29 protein-coding genes and 1 pseudogene are annotated in these 25,055 nt (G+C 37.4%); 5 read left to right on the forward strand and 25 right to left on the reverse strand.

Annotation, left to right across the window (positions count from 1 at the left end; genetic code table 11):
* Nucleotides 1-3: 3 nt before the first annotated feature.
* A complete protein-coding gene (locus AC0VYH_RS15110; protein ID WP_475372708.1) occupies nucleotides 4-1,527 on the reverse strand; it encodes a hypothetical protein in 1,524 nt (507 codons plus the stop codon).
* Nucleotides 1,528-2,166: 639 nt separating this feature from the next.
* Between AC0VYH_RS15110 and AC0VYH_RS15115 the strand changes: the two genes are divergently transcribed.
* Nucleotides 2,167-3,021, forward strand: a complete 855-nt coding sequence (locus AC0VYH_RS15115) for a YopX family protein (RefSeq protein WP_475372709.1) — start codon at nucleotides 2,167-2,169, stop codon at nucleotides 3,019-3,021.
* A 257-nt stretch (nucleotides 3,022-3,278) separates the two neighbouring features.
* Here AC0VYH_RS15115 and AC0VYH_RS15120 read toward each other — a convergent pair whose 3' ends face one another.
* The 5 genes and pseudogenes from AC0VYH_RS15120 to AC0VYH_RS15140 all read right to left on the reverse strand — a co-directional run bounded on the left by AC0VYH_RS15120 (nucleotide 3,279) and on the right by AC0VYH_RS15140 (nucleotide 7,138).
* Complete coding sequence (locus AC0VYH_RS15120; RefSeq protein WP_475372710.1) at nucleotides 3,279-4,139, reverse strand: hypothetical protein; 861 nt, start codon at nucleotides 4,137-4,139, stop codon at nucleotides 3,279-3,281.
* A gap of 201 nt (nucleotides 4,140-4,340) precedes the next feature.
* Nucleotides 4,341-5,843, reverse strand: coding sequence for a recombinase family protein (locus AC0VYH_RS15125; protein ID WP_475373796.1), 1,503 nt, complete (start codon nucleotides 5,841-5,843; stop codon nucleotides 4,341-4,343).
* Nucleotides 5,844-6,017: 174 nt separating this feature from the next.
* Nucleotides 6,018-6,362 (reverse strand): annotated as a pseudogene (locus tag AC0VYH_RS15130) (sigma-70 family RNA polymerase sigma factor); the annotation flags it as partial.
* A 123-nt stretch (nucleotides 6,363-6,485) separates the two neighbouring features.
* The gene (locus AC0VYH_RS15135) at nucleotides 6,486-6,644 is read right to left on the reverse strand and encodes a hypothetical protein (protein ID WP_194219468.1); all 159 of its coding nucleotides are present in this window, start codon (nucleotides 6,642-6,644) and stop codon (nucleotides 6,486-6,488) included.
* Between the two features lie 53 nt (nucleotides 6,645-6,697).
* Nucleotides 6,698-7,138 (reverse strand): Rrf2 family transcriptional regulator, encoded by a 441-nt coding sequence (locus AC0VYH_RS15140; RefSeq protein ID WP_194219467.1) that lies wholly within the window; start codon nucleotides 7,136-7,138, stop codon nucleotides 6,698-6,700.
* 197 nt (nucleotides 7,139-7,335) lie between these two features.
* On the opposite strand from AC0VYH_RS15140, the gene hmpA reads away from it, so the two are divergent.
* The gene (hmpA, locus tag AC0VYH_RS15145; RefSeq protein WP_194219466.1) at nucleotides 7,336-8,550 is read left to right on the forward strand and encodes an NO-inducible flavohemoprotein; all 1,215 of its coding nucleotides are present in this window, start codon (nucleotides 7,336-7,338) and stop codon (nucleotides 8,548-8,550) included.
* Between the two features lie 42 nt (nucleotides 8,551-8,592).
* On the opposite strand, the gene AC0VYH_RS15150 is transcribed toward hmpA, so the two are convergent.
* The 6 genes from AC0VYH_RS15150 to AC0VYH_RS15175 all read right to left on the reverse strand — a co-directional run bounded on the left by AC0VYH_RS15150 (nucleotide 8,593) and on the right by AC0VYH_RS15175 (nucleotide 11,262).
* Complete coding sequence (locus AC0VYH_RS15150; protein WP_283153949.1) at nucleotides 8,593-9,039, reverse strand: hypothetical protein; 447 nt, start codon at nucleotides 9,037-9,039, stop codon at nucleotides 8,593-8,595.
* Between the two features lie 107 nt (nucleotides 9,040-9,146).
* Nucleotides 9,147-9,578 carry a hypothetical protein gene (locus AC0VYH_RS15155; RefSeq protein ID WP_194219464.1) on the reverse strand — a complete coding sequence of 144 codons (432 nt, stop codon included), beginning with the start codon at nucleotides 9,576-9,578 and terminating at the stop codon, nucleotides 9,147-9,149.
* A gap of 92 nt (nucleotides 9,579-9,670) precedes the next feature.
* Complete coding sequence (gene nadE / locus AC0VYH_RS15160; RefSeq protein WP_194219463.1) at nucleotides 9,671-10,492, reverse strand: ammonia-dependent NAD(+) synthetase; 822 nt, start codon at nucleotides 10,490-10,492, stop codon at nucleotides 9,671-9,673.
* 196 nt (nucleotides 10,493-10,688) lie between these two features.
* Complete coding sequence (locus AC0VYH_RS15165) at nucleotides 10,689-10,832, reverse strand: YrzI family small protein (protein ID WP_194219462.1); 144 nt, start codon at nucleotides 10,830-10,832, stop codon at nucleotides 10,689-10,691.
* 121 nt (nucleotides 10,833-10,953) lie between these two features.
* A complete protein-coding gene (locus AC0VYH_RS15170) occupies nucleotides 10,954-11,088 on the reverse strand; it encodes a hypothetical protein (protein ID WP_276511805.1) in 135 nt (44 codons plus the stop codon).
* Between the two features lie 27 nt (nucleotides 11,089-11,115).
* Nucleotides 11,116-11,262, reverse strand: a complete 147-nt coding sequence (locus tag AC0VYH_RS15175; protein WP_194219461.1) for a hypothetical protein — start codon at nucleotides 11,260-11,262, stop codon at nucleotides 11,116-11,118.
* Between the two features lie 504 nt (nucleotides 11,263-11,766).
* Here AC0VYH_RS15175 and AC0VYH_RS15180 point away from each other — a divergent pair.
* On the forward strand, nucleotides 11,767-13,308 hold the full coding sequence (locus AC0VYH_RS15180; RefSeq protein ID WP_475372711.1) for a hypothetical protein: 1,542 nt from the start codon (nucleotides 11,767-11,769) through the stop codon (nucleotides 13,306-13,308).
* Nucleotides 13,305-13,994 carry an OmpA/MotB family protein gene (locus AC0VYH_RS15185; protein ID WP_430244131.1) on the forward strand — a complete coding sequence of 230 codons (690 nt, stop codon included), beginning with the start codon at nucleotides 13,305-13,307 and terminating at the stop codon, nucleotides 13,992-13,994. Before AC0VYH_RS15180 ends, AC0VYH_RS15185 begins: the two co-directional genes overlap by 4 nt.
* A 71-nt stretch (nucleotides 13,995-14,065) precedes the next feature.
* Here the strand turns inward: AC0VYH_RS15185 and AC0VYH_RS15190 are convergent, their stop codons facing one another.
* From AC0VYH_RS15190 to AC0VYH_RS15215, 6 genes are all read right to left on the reverse strand, one after another.
* Nucleotides 14,066-14,296, reverse strand: coding sequence for a YrhC family protein (locus AC0VYH_RS15190; RefSeq protein WP_303531811.1), 231 nt, complete (start codon nucleotides 14,294-14,296; stop codon nucleotides 14,066-14,068).
* A 115-nt stretch (nucleotides 14,297-14,411) separates the two neighbouring features.
* Nucleotides 14,412-15,545: a bifunctional cystathionine gamma-lyase/homocysteine desulfhydrase gene (locus tag AC0VYH_RS15195; protein WP_194219457.1), complete on the reverse strand. Its 1,134-nt coding sequence runs from the start codon at nucleotides 15,543-15,545 to the stop codon at nucleotides 14,412-14,414.
* A gap of 3 nt (nucleotides 15,546-15,548) precedes the next feature.
* Nucleotides 15,549-16,472 carry a PLP-dependent cysteine synthase family protein gene (locus AC0VYH_RS15200; protein ID WP_475372712.1) on the reverse strand — a complete coding sequence of 308 codons (924 nt, stop codon included), beginning with the start codon at nucleotides 16,470-16,472 and terminating at the stop codon, nucleotides 15,549-15,551.
* 15 nt (nucleotides 16,473-16,487) lie between these two features.
* On the reverse strand, nucleotides 16,488-16,955 hold the full coding sequence (locus AC0VYH_RS15205; RefSeq protein ID WP_475372713.1) for an S-ribosylhomocysteine lyase: 468 nt from the start codon (nucleotides 16,953-16,955) through the stop codon (nucleotides 16,488-16,490).
* Entirely contained in the window at nucleotides 16,948-17,652 is a 705-nt protein-coding gene (gene mtnN, locus AC0VYH_RS15210; RefSeq protein ID WP_226656728.1) for a 5'-methylthioadenosine/S-adenosylhomocysteine nucleosidase, read from the reverse strand. Before mtnN ends, AC0VYH_RS15205 begins: the two co-directional genes overlap by 8 nt.
* 19 nt (nucleotides 17,653-17,671) lie before the next feature.
* Nucleotides 17,672-18,310 carry a class I SAM-dependent DNA methyltransferase gene (locus tag AC0VYH_RS15215; RefSeq protein WP_475373797.1) on the reverse strand — a complete coding sequence of 213 codons (639 nt, stop codon included), beginning with the start codon at nucleotides 18,308-18,310 and terminating at the stop codon, nucleotides 17,672-17,674.
* A gap of 160 nt (nucleotides 18,311-18,470) precedes the next feature.
* Between AC0VYH_RS15215 and AC0VYH_RS15220 the strand changes: the two genes are divergently transcribed.
* On the forward strand, nucleotides 18,471-18,677 hold the full coding sequence (locus AC0VYH_RS15220) for a YrzA family protein (protein WP_194219452.1): 207 nt from the start codon (nucleotides 18,471-18,473) through the stop codon (nucleotides 18,675-18,677).
* 31 nt (nucleotides 18,678-18,708) lie between these two features.
* Here the strand turns inward: AC0VYH_RS15220 and AC0VYH_RS15225 are convergent, their stop codons facing one another.
* From AC0VYH_RS15225 to AC0VYH_RS15255, 7 genes are all read right to left on the reverse strand, one after another.
* On the reverse strand, nucleotides 18,709-19,389 hold the full coding sequence (locus AC0VYH_RS15225) for a YrrS family protein (RefSeq protein WP_475372714.1): 681 nt from the start codon (nucleotides 19,387-19,389) through the stop codon (nucleotides 18,709-18,711).
* 80 nt (nucleotides 19,390-19,469) lie between these two features.
* Complete coding sequence (locus tag AC0VYH_RS15230; protein ID WP_475372715.1) at nucleotides 19,470-21,197, reverse strand: peptidoglycan D,D-transpeptidase FtsI family protein; 1,728 nt, start codon at nucleotides 21,195-21,197, stop codon at nucleotides 19,470-19,472.
* A 148-nt stretch (nucleotides 21,198-21,345) separates the two neighbouring features.
* Nucleotides 21,346-21,822, reverse strand: coding sequence for a transcription elongation factor GreA (greA, locus tag AC0VYH_RS15235; protein WP_430244113.1), 477 nt, complete (start codon nucleotides 21,820-21,822; stop codon nucleotides 21,346-21,348).
* Nucleotides 21,823-21,904: 82 nt separating this feature from the next.
* Nucleotides 21,905-22,540: a uridine kinase gene (udk, locus tag AC0VYH_RS15240; RefSeq protein ID WP_430244112.1), complete on the reverse strand. Its 636-nt coding sequence runs from the start codon at nucleotides 22,538-22,540 to the stop codon at nucleotides 21,905-21,907.
* Nucleotides 22,541-22,600: 60 nt separating this feature from the next.
* On the reverse strand, nucleotides 22,601-23,245 hold the full coding sequence (locus AC0VYH_RS15245) for an O-methyltransferase (RefSeq protein WP_430244110.1): 645 nt from the start codon (nucleotides 23,243-23,245) through the stop codon (nucleotides 22,601-22,603).
* Between the two features lie 86 nt (nucleotides 23,246-23,331).
* Complete coding sequence (mltG, locus tag AC0VYH_RS15250; protein ID WP_475372716.1) at nucleotides 23,332-24,492, reverse strand: endolytic transglycosylase MltG; 1,161 nt, start codon at nucleotides 24,490-24,492, stop codon at nucleotides 23,332-23,334.
* 273 nt (nucleotides 24,493-24,765) lie between these two features.
* Nucleotides 24,766-25,053, reverse strand: coding sequence for a DUF1292 domain-containing protein (locus tag AC0VYH_RS15255; RefSeq protein WP_194219446.1), 288 nt, complete (start codon nucleotides 25,051-25,053; stop codon nucleotides 24,766-24,768).
* Between the last annotated feature and the right edge of the window lie 2 nt (nucleotides 25,054-25,055).

Below are 25,055 nucleotides of genomic sequence, written 5' to 3' on the forward strand. Positions count from 1 at the left end.
TTCTCAACCCTCTCTACAACCCTGGATAAAAATTTCGTGGGTTTTAGAATAATTGGAATAGTGATGTAGCGATAAACATCTTAGGCACTGCATATGAAAATGATCTTCGGAAGAATCACAAAAATAACGAGGAAGTTCTTCCTCTCCTTCTAATGGAACATCAGAATAATCATGTTCATACTTCATACTTTGAGAAGCATTGAAAAAGTCATCATCATGTTTAACATACCAAACATCAGGTTTCAATTTTTCTTGCCTTAACCGCGGCAGTATATGACGCAATGAAGAGAACACGTCTGATGAAAAATCACCAGTTATAACTCCTACTCCCCTTTGCTCTCCTGGATATTGAAATAACCAACCTTGATCATTAATCTTAAACCATTCGTTTAAATCAAACGTCTCTCCAGAGGATTCCAAATAGAAAAAGATGATTTTAGCAAGCTTAGAAAAAAATTGGGAAATAGCAATATTCCCTTCAGTGAAAGCAATATACTCATCTATTGTATTTGCTTCAAATAATCTGATTTCTCTAGGATTAGTCGATAATAAAAATGATTTTCGGTACTCGTTGATTTTAAATTTTTCTTCAATAAAACGAACAATATCCTCATATATCATTTTATAAGACTCATGAACTCCTATACCCCTTGGACTCAGTTCGACATCAATAATATTTGAATCAATTATTCCCTTAATATAGTCAATTATTTTTAAAGTATAGAAGTTTTCTAATAGTTTTACTTCCCCTTTAAAATAAGCATCCAAATCTCTTAAGGAAATTTCATTTCCATTTCTCCCCTCGTTAATTAACTTACTCACTGATGCAGCATACAAGAATTCATCATTGTGAGGTGTTGAAAGGTCTTGATATCGTTCTTTTAATTTACTCTTTAGATGTTCAGTGACATCCTCATGCCTCTGCGTTTTAATGAATTTTGCAATTGTTGCGAAAGCTTCTCTATTCACTTCACTGTCCAACCCGAGATTAATGATTTTATCCAAAATGTCATCTTTACGGTGAATCTTTTTACCAGTCTTCCTTTCTTTTTCTTCGTCATCTTTTTTTTGTTTTTCTTTTTTTTCCTCATATTTATCGTATGCTGAATCTAATATAGGCTTAATATTTCCTTTATCCTGGGATTGATCATAATGAAAAATTCTTGCCACATATTCTGTTTCAGAGAGATTTCGATCTATGAAATTCAGATAATTCAAATAAAGAAAAAGAACAGCATCATAATATGTTGATGGACCTGCTTTGTTTGAATGATGCTTAATTTGAGCGACCCTAATAAAACTCTTTTCGTCTTTATCAAAGTATTTAACATAATCCTCGATTCGTTCAATCAAATAGCTAGATTGGCACTGAACATCTTTAAATGCATCATCCATAGACCCATCATCAAGAATATGCAGTAATGTTAACTCGAATTGATAAAAATATCCGTTAATCGAGGGAAATGCATCTCTGTTTTCATTTAGGGCATGAATATGTTCTACTGTTTCTTTTGCACAGGTGCTCATGATATTCACCCCCATAGTTTTATTTAACTTAATCTTACATTATTAAGGGTTAATGGTACAATTTTCTTTTTCAGTTTTAAGTATCTACTATGTTAAATAGCTCTATTGATATTTAAATATTTAAACAGAACCAACGATTGTTTCGTAATAGAAGTCAAGGGATAGAAGCAGTGGTACTGAATGACTTTGAAAGAGATAATCAAGGGGATTAGTAAGTTGAATGCCATAGACTAATATCTTCTCAATAAATTATTCACTGATTCTTTGACTTCCTACACACCAAGATAACCTATCAATTTCAAGGCAACGTAGACGGGAAGCATTCAAGAGTGCTCTCGGTCAGGGTCGTATTGTAAAAGTGCGTTAGATAAAGCCATTCTCAACGGGATCAAGTATGTATGTGCTTTATTTAAATGCTTTGTGAGAATATACTATGAAAAGGACAAAAAACTAGAAATTATCGATATTAGTTTCAAATACGACTAAAGGGTTGTATTGAACGTTTTGTTAGTAGACATGAATATGTCAATACGACTGCAACGCATTAGATTGTGTTAGTTTGAGAAGGAATATCAGTGTTTTTTCCAGAATTACATAAAGGTTGCTTAGATTAAATTATTTATGGAGGAGGAGAAAGAGATGGAAGAAACTAAATTTCGTGTGTGGAACAAAAATGAAGAGCTATTTCTGTATTTTAGATCACAAGAGATAAATAATCCTTCGTTGAAGAAGAAAGTAGAAGAAGTTGAAAAACAGCAGTTTACTGGATATAAAGATATTAGGGGTAATGAGATTTATGAAGGTGACTTTGTAAAAGAAATATTCGATAAAAAAGAACTTGATAAGATAGACCATGAAGTTGAGCCTTCGGGAGTCGTTAAATATATGGATGATGGATTGGTTGTAAGTGATGGCAGTGAAGAAGGTGGATTTTACCTTGAAGAGTACATAGATATTGTTGAAGTTGTCGGAAATGTATACGAAAATGAAGAATTGATAAAAATATTATTTTCACCCAAAGCGGATGTGAAACCTATTCAAATTAAATTTCGTGTATGGGATGGAAAGAATATTATTTATGTAACGAAAAGCAGCGGTTTCCGCCTGATTTTTGAAGGAATTGGTTGGGAACTAGAGTTCAAAGGTAAAACGTACTGTTCTTCTAATGATCCCAACTGTAAACTAATGCAATTTTCAGGGTCGACAGACTTTAATGGGAATGAGATATACGAGGATGATATTGTTAAAAATGCGTTAAATCAAGAAGAATATAAAAGAAAATACCCTAAAGATCATAATGAAGACGGGTTCATAGAATTTAAGGGAATCTGTAAATATGATGGTGATAGTGCTTATTGGGTTATTGACAACCCTAAATTTCCAAATTTCACAATGGTGCATAATTTATTTTGTGAAATAGAAATGAATTCGATTGAGATAATAGGAAATGCATATGAAAATGAAGAAATTTTTAATATAATGATTAATGATTAATGCTTAGTACTAAAAGATTTTATAGGAAATAATTCCATCAATTAAAGAGAGTTTTTTCTGAATAAATCCAGAATGAATAAAAGCCGCAACTTTATCCGTTAAGGATTAAGGTACGGCTTATTTTTAAAACAAATAACCCTACTATCTTTCGCAAATTGTGATTTACCGCAGATAATGGAACCCGTCTTTTGTTGCATAGTCTTAGCTCCATATTTAATAGCAGTACGATTCCATACAATACAAAAGTCCATAGCTAATTAGTTACATTCACTTATTGATTCATAAATCGATGTAGCAACATTCGTCAAGACCTTTCCTACATATTTATATCCCTTCATTTCAATTGGGCATTCGTATGTGCCATTTTCTAAATAAATACCTTCTTTCCATTCATGATTTTCGTCAAAAAGTTCTTTTAGTGTGCTGTTAATTAATTCCTCTTCCTTTTCTTGCTCAATTGACATTTTTTTAATTATATTTACAAGGCTTTTTCTCGTTTCTCCATATGATTTAGGTTGTTGTTTTGAATCATTGTCGCTTCTATAACTTTCCAAGTTAGGCCTGGTTTCCAATTTCCCTATTAATGATTGTGATTCCTTTTCGTACATTTCACACAAGTTATTCATTTCCATATATTCTTCTCTCCATTTAGATGCTTCTTTCAGTGCATTTAATAACTCTTCTTGCAAATGTTGAGTTTCTTTTTCTTTCTCTTCTACTTGATTTTTTAAATGGTAAACCATCTCTTCAAACCTTTTTTCATTTTTTCCATCAACACTAGATACAGAATCTTTATCTTCTTTTTGTTCAGTGTATCCTTGCTTCATGTCCTGTTTCTTTTTTACGATCAGATTAGAGTTTTTATTCACAACTTCCCAAGGAACCACTTTTTCTTGGTACTCTTCATACACATCCATAATGGCTCGAAATCCAGGACGTTCGTCTTCGATAAAATCAAACAAATCATCATGATCAATAAGGTATCCATCTCGTCTGTTTTCTGATCGATCCCCACGGATCTTACCCTGCCGTATCCAACGTGTGACCATTTGAATGCTATCCGTAATGTAATACTTTCTTAAAATGTTCAATGCTTGATGAACATTATACTCATTCATAAAGTCATCCCCTATAATCATTTTCTTAAGGTAACTTTATGATAATCATATTATGTCTATTACCTAAGCTAGAAAAAGACATCACGAGAGATCAAATATCACTTCATGCTTGTTTTAATCACACGCTTTAAATACTTCTTAAGATAAACTTTATAATCGGGAAAACACTGAAACGTTTTCCGATTATTGATACCATTAGAATTAAAATGTATATATGTCAACCTTCTTATCACTTGATACTCTGATTTCTTTCACAACACTTCTTATTAAATCTTTTTTTACCCCAAACTCTAATTCTTGATTTTCTAATGATAGGTAATGTGCTGATGCTTTTTGAATGAAAATTTCTTTTATTCCATTCCCTTCATAACCAGCTAACAGCTCCTCTAATTTAACTTTATTTTTGATCAATCCAAGTTCTTTTTCTTTTAGTTCTTTTAACTTTTCTCTAATATCTTGTTCGTCTATTGCTTCTTCCTCCATCAGAAAGTTAAGCAATCTTTGTCTTCCGTTTTTTATTCGATTTAGTTCGTAATTAATTCTTTCTAATTCTGCTTTTTCATAGGATAAGGAATCATCCTCACCTTCAGATATTTGAGCCATTTCCTCTGGCTTATTTAGCCATTCCTTAATGGTATTCCATACTACTTCATCAAGCTCTTCACATTTCATTCGAAAACCGCAACCTTTATGTTTTGCACCAGCAGTATTTTTAACATCGGAATATTCAAAAACATACGTCCCCCAATTCTTCTGTTTTCTTCCTGTCATGGTATTCCCACATGTTGAACACCTAACAAGACCACTTAACAGGTACTCATTTTTATTAATCCCACTCCACCTTCTTCGGGATTGTTTCAATAAAATTTGAGCATGTTCAAATTGTTCTTTATCGATAAATGCTGGGCAAGGAACTTGAATCCATTCTTGTTTCGGCCGCTGTTTCATTTTGACACGTTCATCTGCCTGTTTGTATTTGTTACCAAGCATGCCTTCTGTATTCCAGCGATTTTGATAAAACTCACCAATGTAAATACGGTTCATTAAAATTTGTCTTACGACCTGTCTATGCCATTGTTTTGCGTTTCTTTTCGTTGGAATTCCTTGATTGGTTAAGTATTTCGCAATTCCGTTAATCCCTTTAACTAAATCATTTGTATTGGTAAATAGTTCAAAGATGAGTTTGACCACTTTTGCTTCGTATTCATTGATCTTAAATTGTTCTTGTTCTTTATCGTAACTATACCCGTAAACTTGAAAATCCCTTAATACCTTACCTTGTCGTGCTTTTTCTCTTCGACCACGACTCATGCGTTCTGTAATTTTTGCTTTTTCAAATTCCGCGATTGCTCCACGCATTTGATAAAAAAGCATCCCTTCTGGTGTCCGTTTGTACTCACCATTCACAAATATGAGTTGTGCTTTCTTCTCAATTTCTTCAGAAAGAATAAGCTGATTCATCAGTTTACGAGAGAGTCTGTCAGGGTCTAAACAAATAACGACATCAATTACATCTTCGCGAACGTCTTTTCTGAGTTTTGTTAAGGCAGGACGATCCAGGAACTCACCAGACAAACCCTCATCGACATATTCAATGACATCATTCGTCCCCGCTTTCTCGCGACATGCACGTAGTTGCTCTTTTAGACTGTAACCGCTTCTTGCTTGTTCCTCTGTCGATACACGAGTGTAGATCCCAATCATTGCCATTCAGTTTCTCCTTCCGATAAAGTTCTTTCAAATAATGATAAGCACTTGAACGAGCTTTTTTCGAAAGTTCCCCTTCAATGATTCGAACATCCATAGACTCCTCCACCCCTTTGACTATCTCTATGAATTAGGGGTTTTGTCCTAGTCATTATGTATCTACACTTTTGACATTTGGATTTCGTTCTCAATGCATCTTGCAGCATAGGTTGCTAGCTTAGTACCCTTGTCAGTAGAGTAGCTTTCAATTGCTTTAATTAATCCGATTGTCCCTATCGAAATGAGATCTTCAGGGTCTTCACCTGTATTTTCAAACTTCTTCACAATATGAGCGACAAGACGGAGGTTATGCTCGATCAGACGATTTCGTGCATCTTCATCACCTTTTGCCATCAGTTCTAAATACTTTCTTTCGTCCTTTCTTGAGAGAGGCTGAGGAAAAGCATTGTTCTTCACAAACGAGACAAAGAAAAGAACTTCCTTACATACGTAAGCAAGTGCTGCCAGTAATGACACATACTCACCTCCCAAAGATGGGCTTTTACTATATCTTATGTTTATGTGAATGCCTACCCCTACGTGTCTGTCCTTATGGAATTCTAATTAAAAAAATAAGACGCCCCTGACTGGAACGTCTTATCAACCGTTATAATCTCTATTCTTTTCTCTTGCCCACTTCTCAGACATAACTTCTTCCCTTAAATACCGATGATGGGTGGAGTAACGTCCATACTTCAAACGTATAACTGTTAGGATAGCAACGATTCCGCCAAGACCTGTCAGCTCTAACCATTCCATACCTGCCACTCTCCTCTAATGACAGTATATTCATAAATAATTAGATTGCTACGCTATAGATTAGTGTTGAATAGTTTAACGAGCATCTCATCGTTTATAATTAAATCAGACAGCTGATAACCATCCAAAACTTCAAAATAAGCTGATAAGGCATCATGTAGGACATGTTTTAATCGACAAGCAGGACTAATCACACAACTATTATTTTCCTTATCAAAGCACTCCACTAAATTGAAGTCTTCTTCAGTGCTTCTTACAACTTTTCCTACATTAATATCTTCTGGGAGATGAGCGAGTCGCAATCCTCCATTTCGCCCTCTAATCGTTTCGATATATCCATTTTTCCCAAGCTCATGTGCTACTTTCATGAGATGATTTTTTGAAATTTGATAGGCATTAGCGATTTCTTGTATGCTAGCTAACTTATCCTCTTTCATACTACCAAGATAAATCAGCATTCTTAACGAGTAATCCGTGTAATTAGTTAAACGCATGTTCCTTCAACCTCTTTTCGCTCCATTGTTCATGGGTCTATTTTATCATACCTCCTAAAACATAGTGTTCTACAATGCTTTCTATAAGATGTGAACGTTTCTTTAAAGATGTATATTTTATATTGCTTTTCAAATAACAATTCGATACCATAAAGATGTATTAAAAATGCATCTTTAAAATATTGGAGGTTTTATCTATGTTATCACCTAAAACCATTACTACAATTAAATCAACAGTACCTGTCCTCGAAGTTCACGGTACTGAAATTACAAAGCGTTTTTATGAAATGCTATTTGAGAACCATCCTGAACTATTAAATATTTTTAACCACGCTAATCAAAAACAAGGAAGACAACAACAAGCTCTTGCAAATGCAGTTTATGCAGCTGCCAAACATATTGATCAATTAGAAACTATTCTTCCTGTTGTTAAACAAGTTGCTCATAAACACCGTAGCCTTGGTGTTAAACCAGAACATTACCCAATTGTAGGAGAATATTTGCTTAAGGCTATTAAAGAAGTTCTTAAAGAAGATGCAACAGAAGAAATTTTACTTGCATGGGAAGAGGCCTATGGCGTCATAGCTAGCGTTTTCATCGAGGTGGAAGAAGAGATGTATGAAGACGCAGCAAAACAACAGGGTGGTTGGGACCTTGAACGCACTTTTGTTGTCGACAGGAAACAGAAAGAAAGTGATGTAATTACCTCATTCTATTTAAAACCAGCTGACGGGGAGCCAATTGCTTCATTTAAACCTGGTCAATATATTAGTGTCAAAGTTCATATTCCAGGAGATCAATTCACTCATATTCGTCAATACAGTTTATCTGACGTTCCTGGTAAACCTTACTATCGTATATCTGTGAAAAAAGAAGAAAATCCTTCAAAACCTGACGGAATCGTTTCCAACTATTTACACGACAATGTTAAAGAAAATGATGAGTTAAGCTTAACCGCTCCTGCAGGCGACTTTTATTTGGAGGAAGATCAATCTCCAATCGTTCTCTTAAGTGGTGGGGTAGGTATAACACCTATGCTAAGTATGCTGAAGACCAGCGCAGATCAAAATAGAAAAACGACTTTTGTTCATGCAGCACTTAATGGAAATGTCCATGCTTTTGACGAGGAACTTAAGACTCTCAATCATCCATCTATGGACTATTTCGTATGTTACGAATCCCCTACGAAAGAGGATTCTATGAAAAACAGTTATCAAAAAGAAGGATTTGTAACGAGCGAATGGTTAAAAGAAATTCTTCCATTAGAACGCAATACGCATTATTATTTCTGTGGACCACTTCCATTTATGAAGGCTGTTAAAGAAGCATTAACAAAGCTCGGAGTCGATGAAGATAAAATGCATTTCGAGTTTTTCGGTCCAGCCGTCGCTCTAGAACCATCAATGCCATAACCGAACTTCTAAACGTTAAAGAAGCGCCAAATAGGCGCTTCTTTAAATTGTTATAATAACCGTGTGATTTCGTTCCTTTATGAAAGAACTAATTTCATCCCAGTCCTTTTCAAATGGAATATAAGGGACAAAGATAGGCTTTTGAGTATTTTCGTTAATAATAGCAATAACTGGGGAACCGTTTATTTTTCCAAACATAACTTCTTTAACGGACGAAAAAGCTACACTTCGACAGCTAAATCCTAGTAACTTGTGTTCGATCCTATATTCTGTTAGTTCGATTCGCTGTGTTCGAATGCAGAAACTAAGAAAGGTACAAAACAAGACATAAATGAGCCCAATTAGCATGAAACTTCGCCAGCGTTCAAATGTTAAATCTTCTTTTAACCACAACAATAGGGTGCCAAAGCAAACGACAATACTATACACAAGCATCATAAAAAATTCGATTGCTTTCACTTTCGGGTAATACGTTTTGATTACCTTCATAAACGTCACACCTTTACGTTAAATGGATGTGAAGCACGTTTTTCACTTATTTTAACAAGGTGTTTATCATCTGTATATGTTTTTAGAAAATTACATATTATAAAGTTTTACTTATAAAGCTTCATAGAGTGTTCTTTTAGAAGCGCTAGAATGTCCTTGAATTGTGGAACAAGATTGTAAGCATAGTTCCAGGCATTATTTTCAATTAGGATGGATACTTGCTTCTTCATTTCTAAACACTCAGTATGTGCCCTCTTACTAGCTAAAATAGGAAGGTTAGAGTCTGCGGCATGACCAAGTTCATGAGCCAAAATCACAGTGAAAAAATCAAGAAATTGTTCCTCTGATCCAATTAACTTAACACACTGCGTTCGTACCTCTTCTACATAAATTGTGACTTGATTCGTTTCTAATGAATATTTTCCTCCTATTAGTCTTCGCTCAGGAAAATAGTCTTTTAATTGAATTTGCACATCTAAACCTGAATCTCTGAGAAGCTTGTGACTAATGTCTTGAAGATAATTTATATTATCGCTCATGTCCCCAAACCCTTTCACCTTGATAGCGCCATCTCCTGTTTTATTTATTCATACGCAAAAAAAAGAGACCTTATTCAGGTCTCTTTCTCATCTTACTTCCACCAGCTATCGAATATTGTTGCGGCCATGTTTCGCTTATGCTTTGTTTTAATGAAATGATTCTCAATTGTCTTAGAAGCCTCTTCAGGAACTTCTTTTCCTTCAAGGTAATCATCGATATGCTTATAACTTACTCCTAGCGCTTCTTCATCAGGAAGTGCTGGGCGATCATCTTCTAAATCAGCTGTCGGCACTTTCTCCACAAGATGGTCTGGCATACCGATTTCTTCAAGAATCGCTCTACCTTGACGTTTATTCAAACCAAAAAGAGGCGTGATATCGCATGCCCCATCGCCATGCTTCGTATAGAAGCCCGTCACAGCTTCTGCTGCGTGATCTGTTCCAATAACAAGCTTCTTCTCATCGCCTGCAATGTTATACTGAGCAATCATTCGCTCTCTAGCTTTGTTATTGCCTTTTGTAAAATCAGTAAGGCTATTTCCTGTGGCTTCAAGATATGTTGAGACTGAAGCATCAACGGCAGGTTTAATATTAATCGTAACCGTTTGATCAGGCTTAATGAACTTGAGTGCAGCCTGAGCGTCATCTTCATCACTTTGCTCTCCGTATGGTAGTCGCACAGCAATAAAACTTGCATCAGTTCCTTCTTCACGAAGTTCCTCAACTGCAATTTGTGCAAGACGCCCTGCAAGTGAAGAATCCTGTCCACCTGATATTCCAAGAACAAATCCAGTTGTTCCACTTTTCTTGAGATAATCTTGTAAAAATCCAACGCGCTTTTTGACTTCTTCTTTTACATCAATTGAAGGTTGTACACCAAGCTCTTCAATAATTTCTTTTTGCATTTCTCTCATTATTGTCACTCCTTTTAAATACCACATCTCTTATTTTTATATAATTTTCTCTACTAATCAATACCCCTTTGCCTACTTTTAAAAACAGATTCAGCTATATGTACACTACTATTTTGACTCGCATCTTACCTTTTCATACAAAATAGCGATGCATTCAAGAAAATAGTCATAAGGCAGGGAGCGCCTGCCTTATGACTTATTGATGGATATAGAAACTTTGTTTGTATTGGTTTGAATCAATCAGTTCTTGCCTTCTCTTATGGTCTAATTCCTGATCAAGCGTATGCCGATTACGTTTGATCGAAAAAGTGATTGTAACAAACAATAAATGTAAAGTCATTCCACTTCACTCCTTTCCAGATAGATTACTTCAGGTTAACCCTTTCTCTACTGCGATCCATTTTTGAATGGCTAATTTCTTCTGATCGATAATCATCATTCTCTTCCTTTCCGTTTTGGTATTAATGCATCCAGATTGGTTTTTCACTTCTTACATTCATTTGTCTTTTCACTCGCAAATAATGTTGTTCCTCAGCTAAAGTTCGTTCATGAACGCGAAGACGAATTGTGACAAAAACTAAATGTATCGTTAACATGATCATTTCTCCTTACTGTCTTTTAAATTAGGATAACCACATCGAAGCTCGGTTTCGTTTCATTTCGGCTTCTGACATGCGTTGATGAATGGAGCGTTGATGTAGTTCCGTAGATAAACTACGATGAAAAGCACCCTTCACTTTTGTTATGATCATTAAATGGAATGGCAACATGTTAACGACCTCCTTTCTATTCAATTACTTCAGGGGACCCATTTTTTCCTTTTTAGTTGCTTTACGTTCAACACTTTTCCATTTACCATTTACATTCCTCCTCTCCATTTTTGGACACAAAAAGCCGCAGGATATTAGCCTGCGGCAAAAAAAGCATAGAAAAGCCACAGGCATCGACCTGCGGCTTTTCAATCCGATATTAAAAAGGATTCCTCTTATCGAGGCACTGGTCGAACAGATTGTGCATATTCAGTTACAGTCGTTGCATCTGCTTTCATCATTTTCATCATTCTGTTCGACCTCCTTTTTTCATATTTGTTTACAAAGGTAAGTATATCCAAATCCACCATTTAAGTAAACCTTTTTTACTAAATTTCCTAAATATTTTATTTATATGAATATTTTCGACAATCTTCAACATTGTCCTAAATCCCCTTATATTATAAGAAACCAAGAAAGTTCTGCTAAAGAGGACATACATATATACAAAGTGGAGGTGAACATATGCTGAACGTGACAACAATCGTCCTCTTTATCATTGGATTTCTTGCTGTGTTCGGGGTAACAGCTACGATTCAGATTAGTTTACAAATGAAAAAATGGCTCCGAGATATTGAGAATGCTGAGATACAAAATGATTCAACGACTCATACTGCACCATGGATTCAAAATGTTATGAAAGAATACAAGTCATACCATTTAGCAGGCGTATCTCAAGTCAATACACAAGCTCTTATTGAGAAACATTTCTATAAAGAATCCGTTCCTCTATTTGGCTTTGCTCGTGTTCCAGCAGGTGGAATGATGCGATTCATGCAGCAGCTACCCCCTACCTCCATTATCATAGGAATACTAGGAACTTTTATCGGACTTACACTCGCCATATCATCGATGCAAGAAACGCTCATGTTTCTTTCACAGAAACCAGAAGATGCAAACCTTAATCTTGCCTCCGTGATTGAAGCGATCTCAAGTCCTTTTCAAGGAATGAGCGTTGCATTCATCACAAGCATAGCCGGGATTGGTAATGCTCTATTTTTAACACTTATCCAAAATGGTGTATTAACAAATGGGCGAACAACTGCTTATTATTTGGAGAAAATTATTTCGGATTGTGAGTCCCTTCTTGATCATAATCTAAATGCAAGCTTAACTCAGGAAAAACCTCACGATGAAATGGAACGAATTTTAGATCGCCTTGCAGGTAGGATTCAAGATAGTTTTCATGAAACACTTGGAGATTTTTCGACCAATATGGTCCACTTTACAGCAGGTCTTGAACAGGCGATGAAAGACGTTCAAGCTACATTAACAGCTCAACGTGAATATACCGAACAATTCTCAAGTAGCACCGAGACGTTGGAATCATTCGGCATAAAACTTAAAGACTCATTTACCCAGCTTGACGGTGTTCAAGAAAAAGCAACGAACGGAATTATCGACCTTGGGAATCGATTAAAAACACTTGAGAGTCAACTTCAATCTTTATCTAAACACCATGAATCTGGTCAGCGTAAATTCGAGCAGCTTGTTCAACGATCGGATCAATTAATCAAGGAAACTCAAAAGAAAGCAGAAGAAACAGGGCAACATTACTTAAGAGGCTTAGATGAACAAATGCAGCGGTTCCAGGGCTCGCAGGAGGAGCTTGAGAGACGCGTCCACCAAATGCAGGATGAATGGTATTACCGCTATCAAGATAAGCAAAATCAATACGGAAGAGCTTCTCAAGAATTCGCTGAATCAGTTTTACAGCTTGAAAAAGCCTGGTATAGTTCTCTCGATAAAATTAAGCGTGAAGCACTGGAGCCAATTATTCATCGAATGGAACGAGACCAGCGTGATCAACCTCTTCAGCATGAAATGAGAGCTCTATCAAACAGTCTTGATTCTCTTTACCAAGGTCTAGCTCGAGAGCTAAAAGATATTCAACACCAGCTCTCAGAATCACATCAATTACAGCTACGCTTGTACGAGGAGCAAATGCGTCGTCAATCAATGGCACAGCAGCATGTCCAATCAAGGGTGATTGGTGACAATCGATGAAAAATCGAAAAAGGCGATTTCAAATACAGAGTGATGAAGAACATTATTGGCCTAGTTTTGCTGATATGATGGCGATGATCGTTCTTGTCATGCTCTTTATCGCGATCATCGCGTTCGTTCAAATGATCTATGATGCATATGACCAAACGGTTATGAAACAAGAGCTTGCCAAAGTAGCAGATGTCAAAAAGCATATTAGTGATTTAATTGAGGAACAGCTTGAAGAAAACGTTGGCAAAGATAAGATCGTTCGCGGACCAAATAATACGATTTCAGTCGAAGGAGATATTTTATTTGATACAGGAAGCGCCGAAATTAGCCCTCAGGGGAAAAAAGTTTTAAACGACCTGGCGGATGTTTTTGCTAATTTAATCGATGAAGAAGATATTAGTCAGTATCTCTATATCATCTTAATCGAAGGACATACTGATAAAGTTCCCTATGATAACTGGAAACTTTCAGCTGATCGCTCTGTCGCAGTTGTAAAGGAATTGATGAAAGCAAACCCTAAACTAGATACTCCAGAATATGCAAAATATTTAGCGGCAACAGGATATTCAGAATATAAACCAGTGGTTGAAGAAAATACAAGTGACGCGTATGAGAAAAACAGAAGAATCTCTTTTCAAATTATCCTTGATGACGAGAAATGGCAGGGACGCCTTAAAGAAATCATGACTTATTAGGAAATACAAAAGCCGCTCCCAAAAAGGAAGCGGCTTTCATTAAAACATATGGATCATTCATCATATATCGTTTAATAGTTTATATCTTGCTCGTTTATTTTTTTTTGAATAGCGATAGCGCGAGAATAGAAGAAAATCGCAATCCCAACGAGTACAAACCCACCACCCGTTAAAATAAGGGCTGCACCATCCGTCTTCCCTTCAACTGGAAGAAAAGAACCAATATATAAGAAAACACTAAGACTAAGCAATACAAACGCAAAACGTTTATAATCTGTCATTTTGTCTTGAAGTTGCTTCATAGCGCTCACCTCTCCCGTCTCTTATTCTACCATAAGAAACGGGTCTACTAGAGATGTAACTCTTTCCAATCATTAAAGAGCCCTTATCCAAATATATCAGATAAGGGTTCTACTATTATCCTAATGCGTTTGAAAGGTCTTCAATTAAATCATCTGCATCCTCAAGTCCAACAGAAATACGTACAAGACCCTCTGTGATGCCGAGCTCATCTCGTCGATCTTTCGGAATAGAAGCGTGAGTCATGCGAGCAGGAACTGAAATTAAACTTTCCACCGCTCCTAAACTTTCAGCAAGAGTAAAATATTTCACTTTGCTTAACAGCTCATCTGCTTTATCAGCACTTCCGATATCAAAAGAGATCATACCACCAAAGCCACGAGACTGATTAACAGCGATATCATTACCTGGATGTGTACTTAGCCCAGGATAATATATTTTCTCGACTGATGGGTGATTACTAAGGAATTGGACAATTTTCGCTGTGTTTTTCTCATGCTCTTCCATACGAACCCCAAGTGTTTTCAATCCTCTAATAAGCAGCCATGAATCCTGCGGTCCAAGAATGGCACCTGCCGAATTTTGAACAAAATGCACTTCTTCCGCCAGCTCTTTTGAATTAACAACAACAAGTCCAGCAACGACATCACTATGCCCGCCTAAATACTTTGTTGCTGAGTGAAGAACGATATCAGCACCATGGTCAATTGGATTTTGCCAATAAGGCGTATTAAACGTATTATCAACGATCGTTAGAAGATTGTGGTCTTTTGCCAATTTGGAGATGGCATTAATATCGGTCACCTTCAACAACGGATTCGTTGGTGTTTCAACGTAAATCGCTTTCGTATTATCCTGAATCGCAGCTTTAACAACAGCTAAATCAGTCGTATCGACAAAAGTTGATTCAATACCAAGACGGTTTAAAACCTTTGTCATTACACGGTAAGTTCCACCGTAAACGTCATCTGTCATAACAACATGATCTCCAGAATTAAACATCATCATAACAGAGGAAATGGCTGCCATTCCGGACCCAAATGCAAATCCTGCGACGCCATTTTCAAGGTCTTTAATCAGCTCTTCTAGTGCATGACGTGTTGGATTCCCTGTTCTGGAATATTCATAGCCGTTGAACTTTCCTACGGCTTCTTGTTTGTAAGTACTTACTTGATAGATCGGTACCGATACAGCTCCAGTTTGTGGATCACCGGTAATCCCACCATGAATAAGTTTTGTTTTTGGCTTCATTGGTTAAATGCCTCCTTGATAAATCTTCTTACTTAAGTATCGTTCACTACTATCTGGAAAAATCGTAGCGATATTTGTTCCGGGACGAGCGTGCTGTGCTTCGATAAGAGCCGCCTCGAGCGCTGCTCCAGAGGAACTTCCAACTAAAAGGCCCTCTTTTTCAGCGAGCTCTTTTACACGTTTGAAGGCTACTTCATCTGTTACGGTATGAATACTATCAAAGTAGGCTTCGTCCATATAATCAGGTAGAAACTCCATACCAATCCCCTCTGTTTTATGAGGACCAGATTCTCCACCATTTAAAATGGATCCCTCGGGTTCTACAATAACGGTTTTCACATTCGCCTTCTGCTCCTTCAAATAGCGAGCTGTACCCATAAATGTTCCACCAGTTCCAGCCCCAGCTACAAAAACATCAAGCTCACCGTCAAGCTGCTTCCACAACTCTGGACCAAGTGTTTTGTAGTAGGTTAGTGGGTTAACAGGATTACCAAACTGACGAGGCATGTATGAATTAGGGATTTCCTCAATTAGCTCTTCAGCTCGAGCTATTGCCCCTTTCATTCCAAGCTCAGTAGGGGTATTGACAATTTTCGCACCAAGCGCCCTCATTAAATCCTGTTTTTCCATACTGAATTTTTCTGGAACCACAAACATCACGGTGTACCCTCGATTAACCGCCGCAAGAGCAAGACCAATGCCTGTATTTCCAGCTGTAGGCTCAATAAATGTTCCGCCCGGGGCTATTCGATTATGATCAATCGCTTCCTGGAGTAGTTCCTGACCAAGACGATCTTTAATACTTCCCCCAGGATTATAAAACTCTAACTTTGCAAAAAGGCGAACGCCTACTGGTAGATCAAAATGATGGAGCTCGATGACCGGAGTTCGGCCTACGAGCTCATGAATATTATGAAAGATTTCCATAGCGTGAAATCCTTTCTATTGGGCGAAGATAATGTGCCACTCATCACGATGTGTCAGCATTTCGTCTGCGATTTCTTTTGCCCCTTCTAAACTATGGTTAGCAGCCCAGCCGCATTGTACTTCGTTGCACGCTGGTACTTCTTCTGCATTTAGAACATCCTGCAATGTTTTCTCGAGTACTTCTAGAATCTCGTCGTAGTTTGAATGATTTAGAACAGCAAGATAAAACCCAGTCTGGCATCCCATCGGACCAATATCAACGACGTTCTCCATATGGTTACGAATATTTTCTGCCATCAAGTGTTCGATCGAGTGTAGACCAGCCATTTCCATGTGCTCTTTGTTTGGTTGTTTGAAACGAATATCATACTTATAAATTTCATCACCATTTGGTCCTTTTGTTACGCCTACTAGACGAACATATGGTGCTGCTACCTTTGTATGATCAAGATTAAAACTTTCTACATTCATTTTTTTAGCCATTCTTACTCAACTCCTCCACTAGATTTAAAATTAAGTTTGCTGAATTAATTGAAGCTGTCTCAAGAAATTGATCGAAAGAAATATTTGATTCTTTCCCTGCAATATCAGAAAGTGAGCGGATAATCACAAAAGGTGTACCGAACTGATAACAAACTTGTGCAATCGCTCCTGCTTCCATTTCTGCAGCGTCTAGGTTCGCAAGTTTTGACCTAACATAGTCAACTCTCTCCGCATCATTCATAAAGGAATCGCCAGTCGCGATCATTCCTTTTACTACCTGATGTTCCGTTACTTTCTCAGCACTTCGCTCAGCAGCTTCAACAAGCATGCTGTTCGGTTCATAAAGAGCCGGCATTTGAGGAACCTGGCCGTATTCGTAACCAAAAATGGTTGCATCTACATCATGGTAACGAACTTCTGAAGAAATCACGATGTCGCCTACTTTTAATTCAGGATTAAATCCACCCGCAGAGCCTGTATTGAGAATGTAGTCTGGTTTAAATAGTTGATTCATTAATGTTGTTCCGATGGCCGCATTCACTTTACCAATGCCTGATTTTAAGAGAACTACCTCCTGGCCATCTATGCTTCCTGTAGTGAACTCAGATCCTGCAATCACCTGTTCTTCTCTGTGATCGAGACGGTCACGTAAAATTCTAACTTCTTCTTCCATTGCTCCAATAATACCGATCTTCATGACGAACTCCTTTACTTGTTCAATTTTTGACGGCTTCCATCAACCAAACAAAATCGTTTAGCTGAGTAAAAGTAACGTCGAATCCATGGTGTCGAAATAATGTCTCCAACACTGAAATCGTCGTATAATATTCCGACTGTAAATCTTGTAGCAAATTGTAATATCCCTTTGCTTTCACTTTCTCATGCATCTCTACTCTAGCTTTGTCATTCTTAAATGCTGTATCCGCAAATACAATTTTATCATTTTGAGCCAGTAGTTGGCTATATTTGTGAATGGCGATACTTTTTTCTTCGTCAGTGAGATGGTGAAATGCATAGGTACTCACGATTGTTTGTACAGGGTTAGTCGGAGTTGGAAAATCCATGAAATCACCATCATGAAGCGTGACATGAGGTAACCTTTCACTCGCCTTATCTCTCATCGCTTTTGATGGCTCTATACCTGTTACCAACAAGCCTTTCTTAAGTAGAATAGAAGTTAAGTTTCCTGTTCCAACGCCAAATTCTAACACGTGGCCTGAGGAAGCATGAGCAACTGCAGATAGAATGCCGTCGTATCCCTTAAAGACATCACGATACTCTTCATCTTGACCAGACACCGTCGTATCATACGAGTCAGCCCAGCGCTCAAATAAATCAATAAACTCTCTTCCCATTGCTGTCACATCGCTTTCCTGTTTTTAATTCATAGTATTAAGGTATGAATAATATGCATTATGGTTCTAACTTATCATATTCTTTTTTGAATATCAATTTGTATGATTTAACAAAAATGTGTACACTGTTATGTGAAAGTATTTTAAGGAGGAGCACTAAATGAGTTTTTCCCTTGAACGGATAGATGATAAAGTAGAATTTTTCGAAGGATTTTCGCTTGAAGAAATCGAGAATAAAATTCAGACTCAGATCGATAACAACCGTGCACTGCTGCTTCAAGTTCATTCTGTTCAGCATCACGCTCTTACACATGAAAAAACAGGCAGACCTTATTACTCTGCTGTTGTTCATTTTAAAGCAAAATAAAAAAAGCAGGAGCATTTGCTCCTGCTTTTTGTTATTCGGGCTTTACACTAACCGGCTTCCAACCTTCTCCATCAACCCACTCAAGTTCGATGTAATAGACTTGGTTTCCCGATCCTGCTTTACTTACACGTGCAAAGGATTTTTGAGGCCCACCATTACCACCTATTCTCCAGATAGTCATTTGATCTTCTGATAGACCCATAACAGATTCTGCTGCTTTTATTTTTTCATTCCAGTCATCACTACCTTTGGTATAACTGGATTTATGTGGACCTGATTGCACTGTACCCACAGGCTCCCACGGCCCTTCAAGATTTGGTTCACCTGGCTCTTGATCAGCTTCTTCTTTGTCCTGGTCTTCTTTATCTTCTTTCTCTTTATCGTTCTCTTCTTTTTCTTTCTCTTCGTCAGTACTTTCATCTTTTGAACTATCTTGATCAGCGTTACTGTCAGAATCTGAATCATTGGACTCTGAATCCTTCGAGTCGGCTTCATCAGAAGTAACGGAATCGTCACTGCTCTTATTCGATTTTTCATCTGAACTTGTTTGTGCTGTAGGTTGTTCTTCACTTGCTGTTTGTTGAGAGTCGTTACCTGTAAACACAATGTTGGCAACAAGTACAAGTATCACTGCGAGAACAATTCCAATTAAACTATTTAATACGATATTTTGTTTTCTCTTTGAATGTCGGTCCCCATATCGTGATCTCAAACCCATCCACTCCTCTATTTAGCTGTTGCTCTTATTTTATCATCTCTAAATGATTCGTAGAAGGCTTGACTTTTGTTACGTTATTGTCTCTCATATTGTTGCAACAGCTTAACGATTGAAGCAAAAGCTTCATAAGTTTTATATTCTTTCTCCTTTCGTTCGAAATCAACAACAACCAAAGCATACTTTGGAGAATCATAAGGAAAGTAACCAGCGAACCACTGATGATCAAATGACAAATCTTCACCAAGTTCAGCAGTACCTGACTTACCAGCTACTTTTACTGGTAAATCAGCTAAATATGTACGACCGGTTCCGCTTACGACTACTTCTCGAAGCGATTTTTGTAGTGACTTTACTACCTTATTCGAAAGTTTTCCGTTCAAGTTTCTTTCACTAAAACTAAGGAAAGTTGTGCCATTTTTATAAAGTATGTCACTAACGGCCCTCACCTGCTTTGCTTCTCCCTCTCTTCCAATTGTCGCCATCATATTGGCGATAGCCAGTGGACTTAACTTAACATTTAATTGCCCAATCGCTGTTTGGTCAATCGCCTTAATCACAACTTTATCTTTATCATCTTTAAAAAAGACCGGTTCCGACTCGTCGGGAAACTGTTTAAAATCTTCGTAATGATAGAGCATATCTTCCCAACCAACAGTTTTGCCAATCCCTAGTTTTGTTGCAGTATTTTCAATCACATCCGGATCAATTTTGATGAGCTCTTCAGCAAGTTCTGTGAAAGCGGCATTGCAGCTAGCTGCAAAGCTACTCTTTAGGTTCAAGATTCCTAGGTCCCGGTTCCCAGGTCCATCTCGATATAAATTCAGATCACAGTTGAATGTGCGGGTATCTTTTATCCCGTTCTCATAGGCAGCTGCTAGAATAATCGTTTTAAATACCGAACCTGGAAAATATCCTTTTACCATTTGATTGACTGCGCCTTTTCCAAGTGGATCATCCGATTCAAAGAGAGGACGACTCACCATTCCAATAAGATTGTTCGATTCGATATCAAGTAAAACTGCTCCACCATTTGTAATACCTGCTTCATCTACCGCTTCCTCAAGACTGTTCTGGATCTCCATATCCAACGTTGTCTTCACTTGAAGGGGGTAGAAAGAGTCTGTTGTTGAAAAAAGCTTCACATCAAGTCCGAGTAGAGGATTTCCCTGACGATCAGCATGATAAAGGAGTGTGGTATCTCCTTCAGATATTAAAAAGGGATCAAAAGCAGCCTGGAGTCCTGAAATACCTAATTTAGTGTGTTCATTAATTGTTCCTTCTGCCCATTTCTCAGGATATTTCGATTTGATTAGATCTGGATTTGGTCTTACACTTCCAATAACATGAGCAGCTAACGGATTTTCGTTCAATGGTTTATTTACAGCGTAAACTCCCGGAATACTTAATTCGTTTATTTGCCTCATCTGTTCAGATGTTAGTCTTTTTTCATAATTAAATGGTTGCTTTCGCTTATCAAAAGAGCGGTCGAGTTCATCAGGAGACGTCTTTATAATCTTTGCTACCTCTTCAATCGGCCAGTCCCGATCTTTCAAAAACGGAAATAGAACCAAAGCTGGAATGGTCTCACTCATCGGAATACCATTTCGATCTAGCATCGTTCCCCTTCCTTCATCTAGTACATAAGATTGGGTACGCTGATCGATGCTCGCTTCTATTAAATTCACTTCATGCTTTGAATAAGATTCCGTTTCAACTAATTGTAGCTGAATCAATCGGCCAACTAGCACGAACATCAAGCATATAAAGAGAAAACCAACTCCGGTCACCCTTCTCCTACTCATACCACTCACCTCTATATGAGTGTCGACCGATGTCCCCTATTTCAAACATAAGTAACCTAGGACTTGCTGTTGACTTATAACTTTAATTCAATTGATATTCCATAGAAAAAGACAGCCGGATTGGCTGTCTTTTTAAACAATGCATTTATTAGCTAACTTCTAGAATTTCAACGCGAATTTCTCCGCCTGGAGTTTGCACATTAACCTTTTCTCCAATTTGACGGCCGAGAAGACTTCTTGCCATAGGTGAGTCATTTGAAATTTTCCCTTCAAATGGATCAGCTTCAGCACTACCAACGATAATATATTCTTCTTCATCTCCATCTGGAATCTCAACGAATTTAACCCGCTTACCTATTGATACAACATTCGATGAGCTATTGTCTTCTTCAATAATTTCAGCATTACGAATCATATTTTCAACTGTTTGAATACGCGCCTCAACAAATGCCTGCTCATCTTTTGCAGCGTCATACTCAGAGTTCTCAGATAGATCTCCAAAACTACGAGCAATTTTAATTCGTTCTACTACTTCTTTTCTTTTCTCTGTTTTAAGGGAATCAAGTTCATTTTCAAGCTTTTCTTTACCTTCTTGTGTCATGTAATACTTTTTATCCTCTGCCATTTCTTTCACTCCTTCATCAATTAAGGGCATCAATCGTAATAAACTGTATGAAAAAAAGAGGTAAATATACCTCGTTTAATCGTTATAACATGGCTTTTTCTTCGAGTATCGTATGAATCTTCGTTACCATTAGGTCGATGGCTACTCTATTCTGCCCGCCTTCTGGAACAATAATATCTGCGTAACGCTTTGTAGGTTCTATAAACTGAAGGTGCATAGGGCGAACAACTGAAGTATATTGCTCTACAACAGAATCAAGCGTTCTCCCTCTGTCACGGATATCCCGAACCATTCTTCTTAAAATACGGAGATCAGCATCCGTGTCTACAAATAGCTTAATATCCATTAAATCACGGAGACGTTCATCTTCAAGAATTAGGATACCTTCCAAAATAATGACATCTTTTGGTTCGACAGGGATAATTTTATCAGATCTTGTGTGAACTGTATAGTCATAGACAGGTTTTTGAATAGGGTTATATAACATTAGTTCTTTCACATGGTCAATTAACAGGTCATTATCGAACGCTAGTGGATGGTCATAGTTTGTACCTAGTCTTTCAGGCATTGACTTTTCACTCTGATCTTTATAATAAGAATCCTGTTCAATGACTAACACTGATTGATCAGCAAACTGTTTAAATATCTCTCTTGTTACAGTGGTTTTACCTGAGCCTGAGCCTCCGGCAACACCAATTACTACGGGTCTATTAACCATAATTCTTCCCCTTCTATTATAGAAAAACCGCTCGTACATTCGTACGTCGGCTTTTCTTTATCATGAGTTTTTACGCTGACTAACAGCTAATCCATCTCCAATAGGATATATTGTAGTATCTAGTTCGGGATGGGATATTAAAAATTCATTATAAAGACGGAGCTTTTTTACCATTGATCTAAAGCGCTTCTCTTCGATCTCCTCTTCTGCTACCATACCTCTAAAGAGAATATTATCCGAAAACACTACTCCGCCCTTTTCTAATTCATCATAAAATTCATCAAAAAAACGCTGGTATTGACCTTTGGCCGCGTCAATGAAGAGCGCTTGATATGAACCATAGCTCTTAAGCTCATCAGCCAGCTCAAATGCATCCCCAAATAAAACGGTTATTCTATCTGAGTATCCTGCTTTTTCAATATTTGCGATCGCTTCATTATAACGAGTTTCATCTCGTTCAACAGTGAGTATAGCAGTATTTGGCAAACGCTCAGCCATACGGATTGCTGAGTAGCCAATAGCTGCACCAATTTCCAATATTCGGCCCGGTTTTAAAAAGGTCAGGAGTTGAAGCATCACATCAAGACTCGTTTGTTCCATAATTGGAACATGTTTTTCCCGTGCGTATTCTTCTATCTCTTTTATTAAGTCTTCTCTATTCGGGCGTAAAGATTCCAGATATTGTTCCACATGATCGGATATCATGATCGGTCCTCCTTCATGTAACCCGAATAATTTTATCATAATCGAAAGGGGAATGGTAGTCTTACTCGCCATTCCCCATAAATTTCTTATTCTTCTTTTTCTTTATCTTCTTTCTCTTTCTTCTTATAATACTGTGTCCACTCTTCCTTATACTTAGCTACTTTTTTATTGTGCTCTTCATTAGTTTCTGAGAACAGCGTTTCGCCACTCGGTCGAGCATAGAAATAAAGTGCTTCTGTATCGGCTGGTTCTATTGCCGCTATGATCGACGACTCACCAGGGTTGGCAATAGGGCCAACAGGCAGACCTTTTTGCTTATACGTATTATAAGGCGACTTTGCATCAAGATCATCCTGGGTGATTTCTCCTGATTGCTCTCCTCTTGCATATACAACGGTAGGATCAGTTTGTAAGATCATATTCTTATCGAGACGATTATAAAACACCTTCGAAATTTTTGCTCGATCAGCTTTTGCTGACGCTTCTTCTTCAATGATCGAAGCAAGTGTCATCATTTCATGGATGGAATAATCACGATCTTCTATTTCAGAGCGATATTTTTTTAAGACGCTATCAGTTTTGTCTAACATATCTTTCACAACGACTTCCACTGAAGGCTCTTTTTCAAAATCATAAGTAGCAGGGAAGAGATAACCTTCTAACGGATGACGAATGTCTTCGTTTAAAATATCATCTGTTAAAAACCAATATTCATTCACTAAAGCTTTCAAGTATTTCTCATCATCTAATTTCTTAACAACATCTTCTTTCTTTAACTCAAGTTCCTTCGCAATACGAGCAGCTATGTCTTCTAACCAAATTCCTTCTGGTACAGATATAGTGGCAACAGCTTCTTTCATTACTTTCCCACTCTTCATAATAGCAATAATTTCATCCATCGTCATAGAAGGAGAAAGTTCATAATCACCCGCTTGAAAGCCGCTTTCATTCTTATATTTCACGTAATAACGGAAAGCTGTGCCATCTTTAATGATGCCTTCTTCTTCTAGTTTAGCTCCAATTGAAGATGTTGAAGATCCAATTGGAATAGTCACAGCTGCTTTTTCTTTGCTATCAGAATCTACTGGTTCGAGTATGTTTTTTATGTAGAAGTAACCACCTGTTATAACGGCAGCCACCGTTATGGTTAAAAGCAGTAAAATGATAAACACTATTTTTCTTACCGTTTGATTCTCGGTCTGGCGCTTCATAAGCTTCTCTTTATACAAGTCCTTAAAATCAGACAACGCCGTGGCCCCCTTTCATTCTTCATCTATTATACTATATGTCGACATATTGTCGGCAAGGATGCCAACGTTCGCCAAAAATTATCCATTATGTATTATACAAGGTTATTTGAAAGGTTTGTAGTCATTTCCAAAAAACAGTAAGAAGATTCTTTGCCCTAAGGTATCCAAACACATAAGAAATCTTACTCAAACCGATCATGACACAGTAATTCTAAACGTATAATCAAGAAAAAAAGCTGCCGATTTTCACCGGCAGCTTTTGATTGAAATTTACTCGCTATCTTCTTCTTCTTCAGAGAAAGTGTTGAGCATTTCCTCGACCATTTCCCATTCCTTATCTGATTCAATAGGGAAAAGCTTATAGTCTCGCTCTTCATTGTCCTCTTCTTCATAGCGGAAAGCATAAACTTCCACTTCCTCTTCACTATCAGCTTGATCAGCAGGAACTACAGTCATATAAGATTGACCGTTCTCAGCTACATCAAATGTAAAGAGAACTTCAAATAGATGCTCGTCTCCATTTTCATCTGGAATGATAATACGTTCTTTTTCCTCCATGT

This window comes from Anaerobacillus sp. QJM3NY_32, from assembly GCF_056173645.1.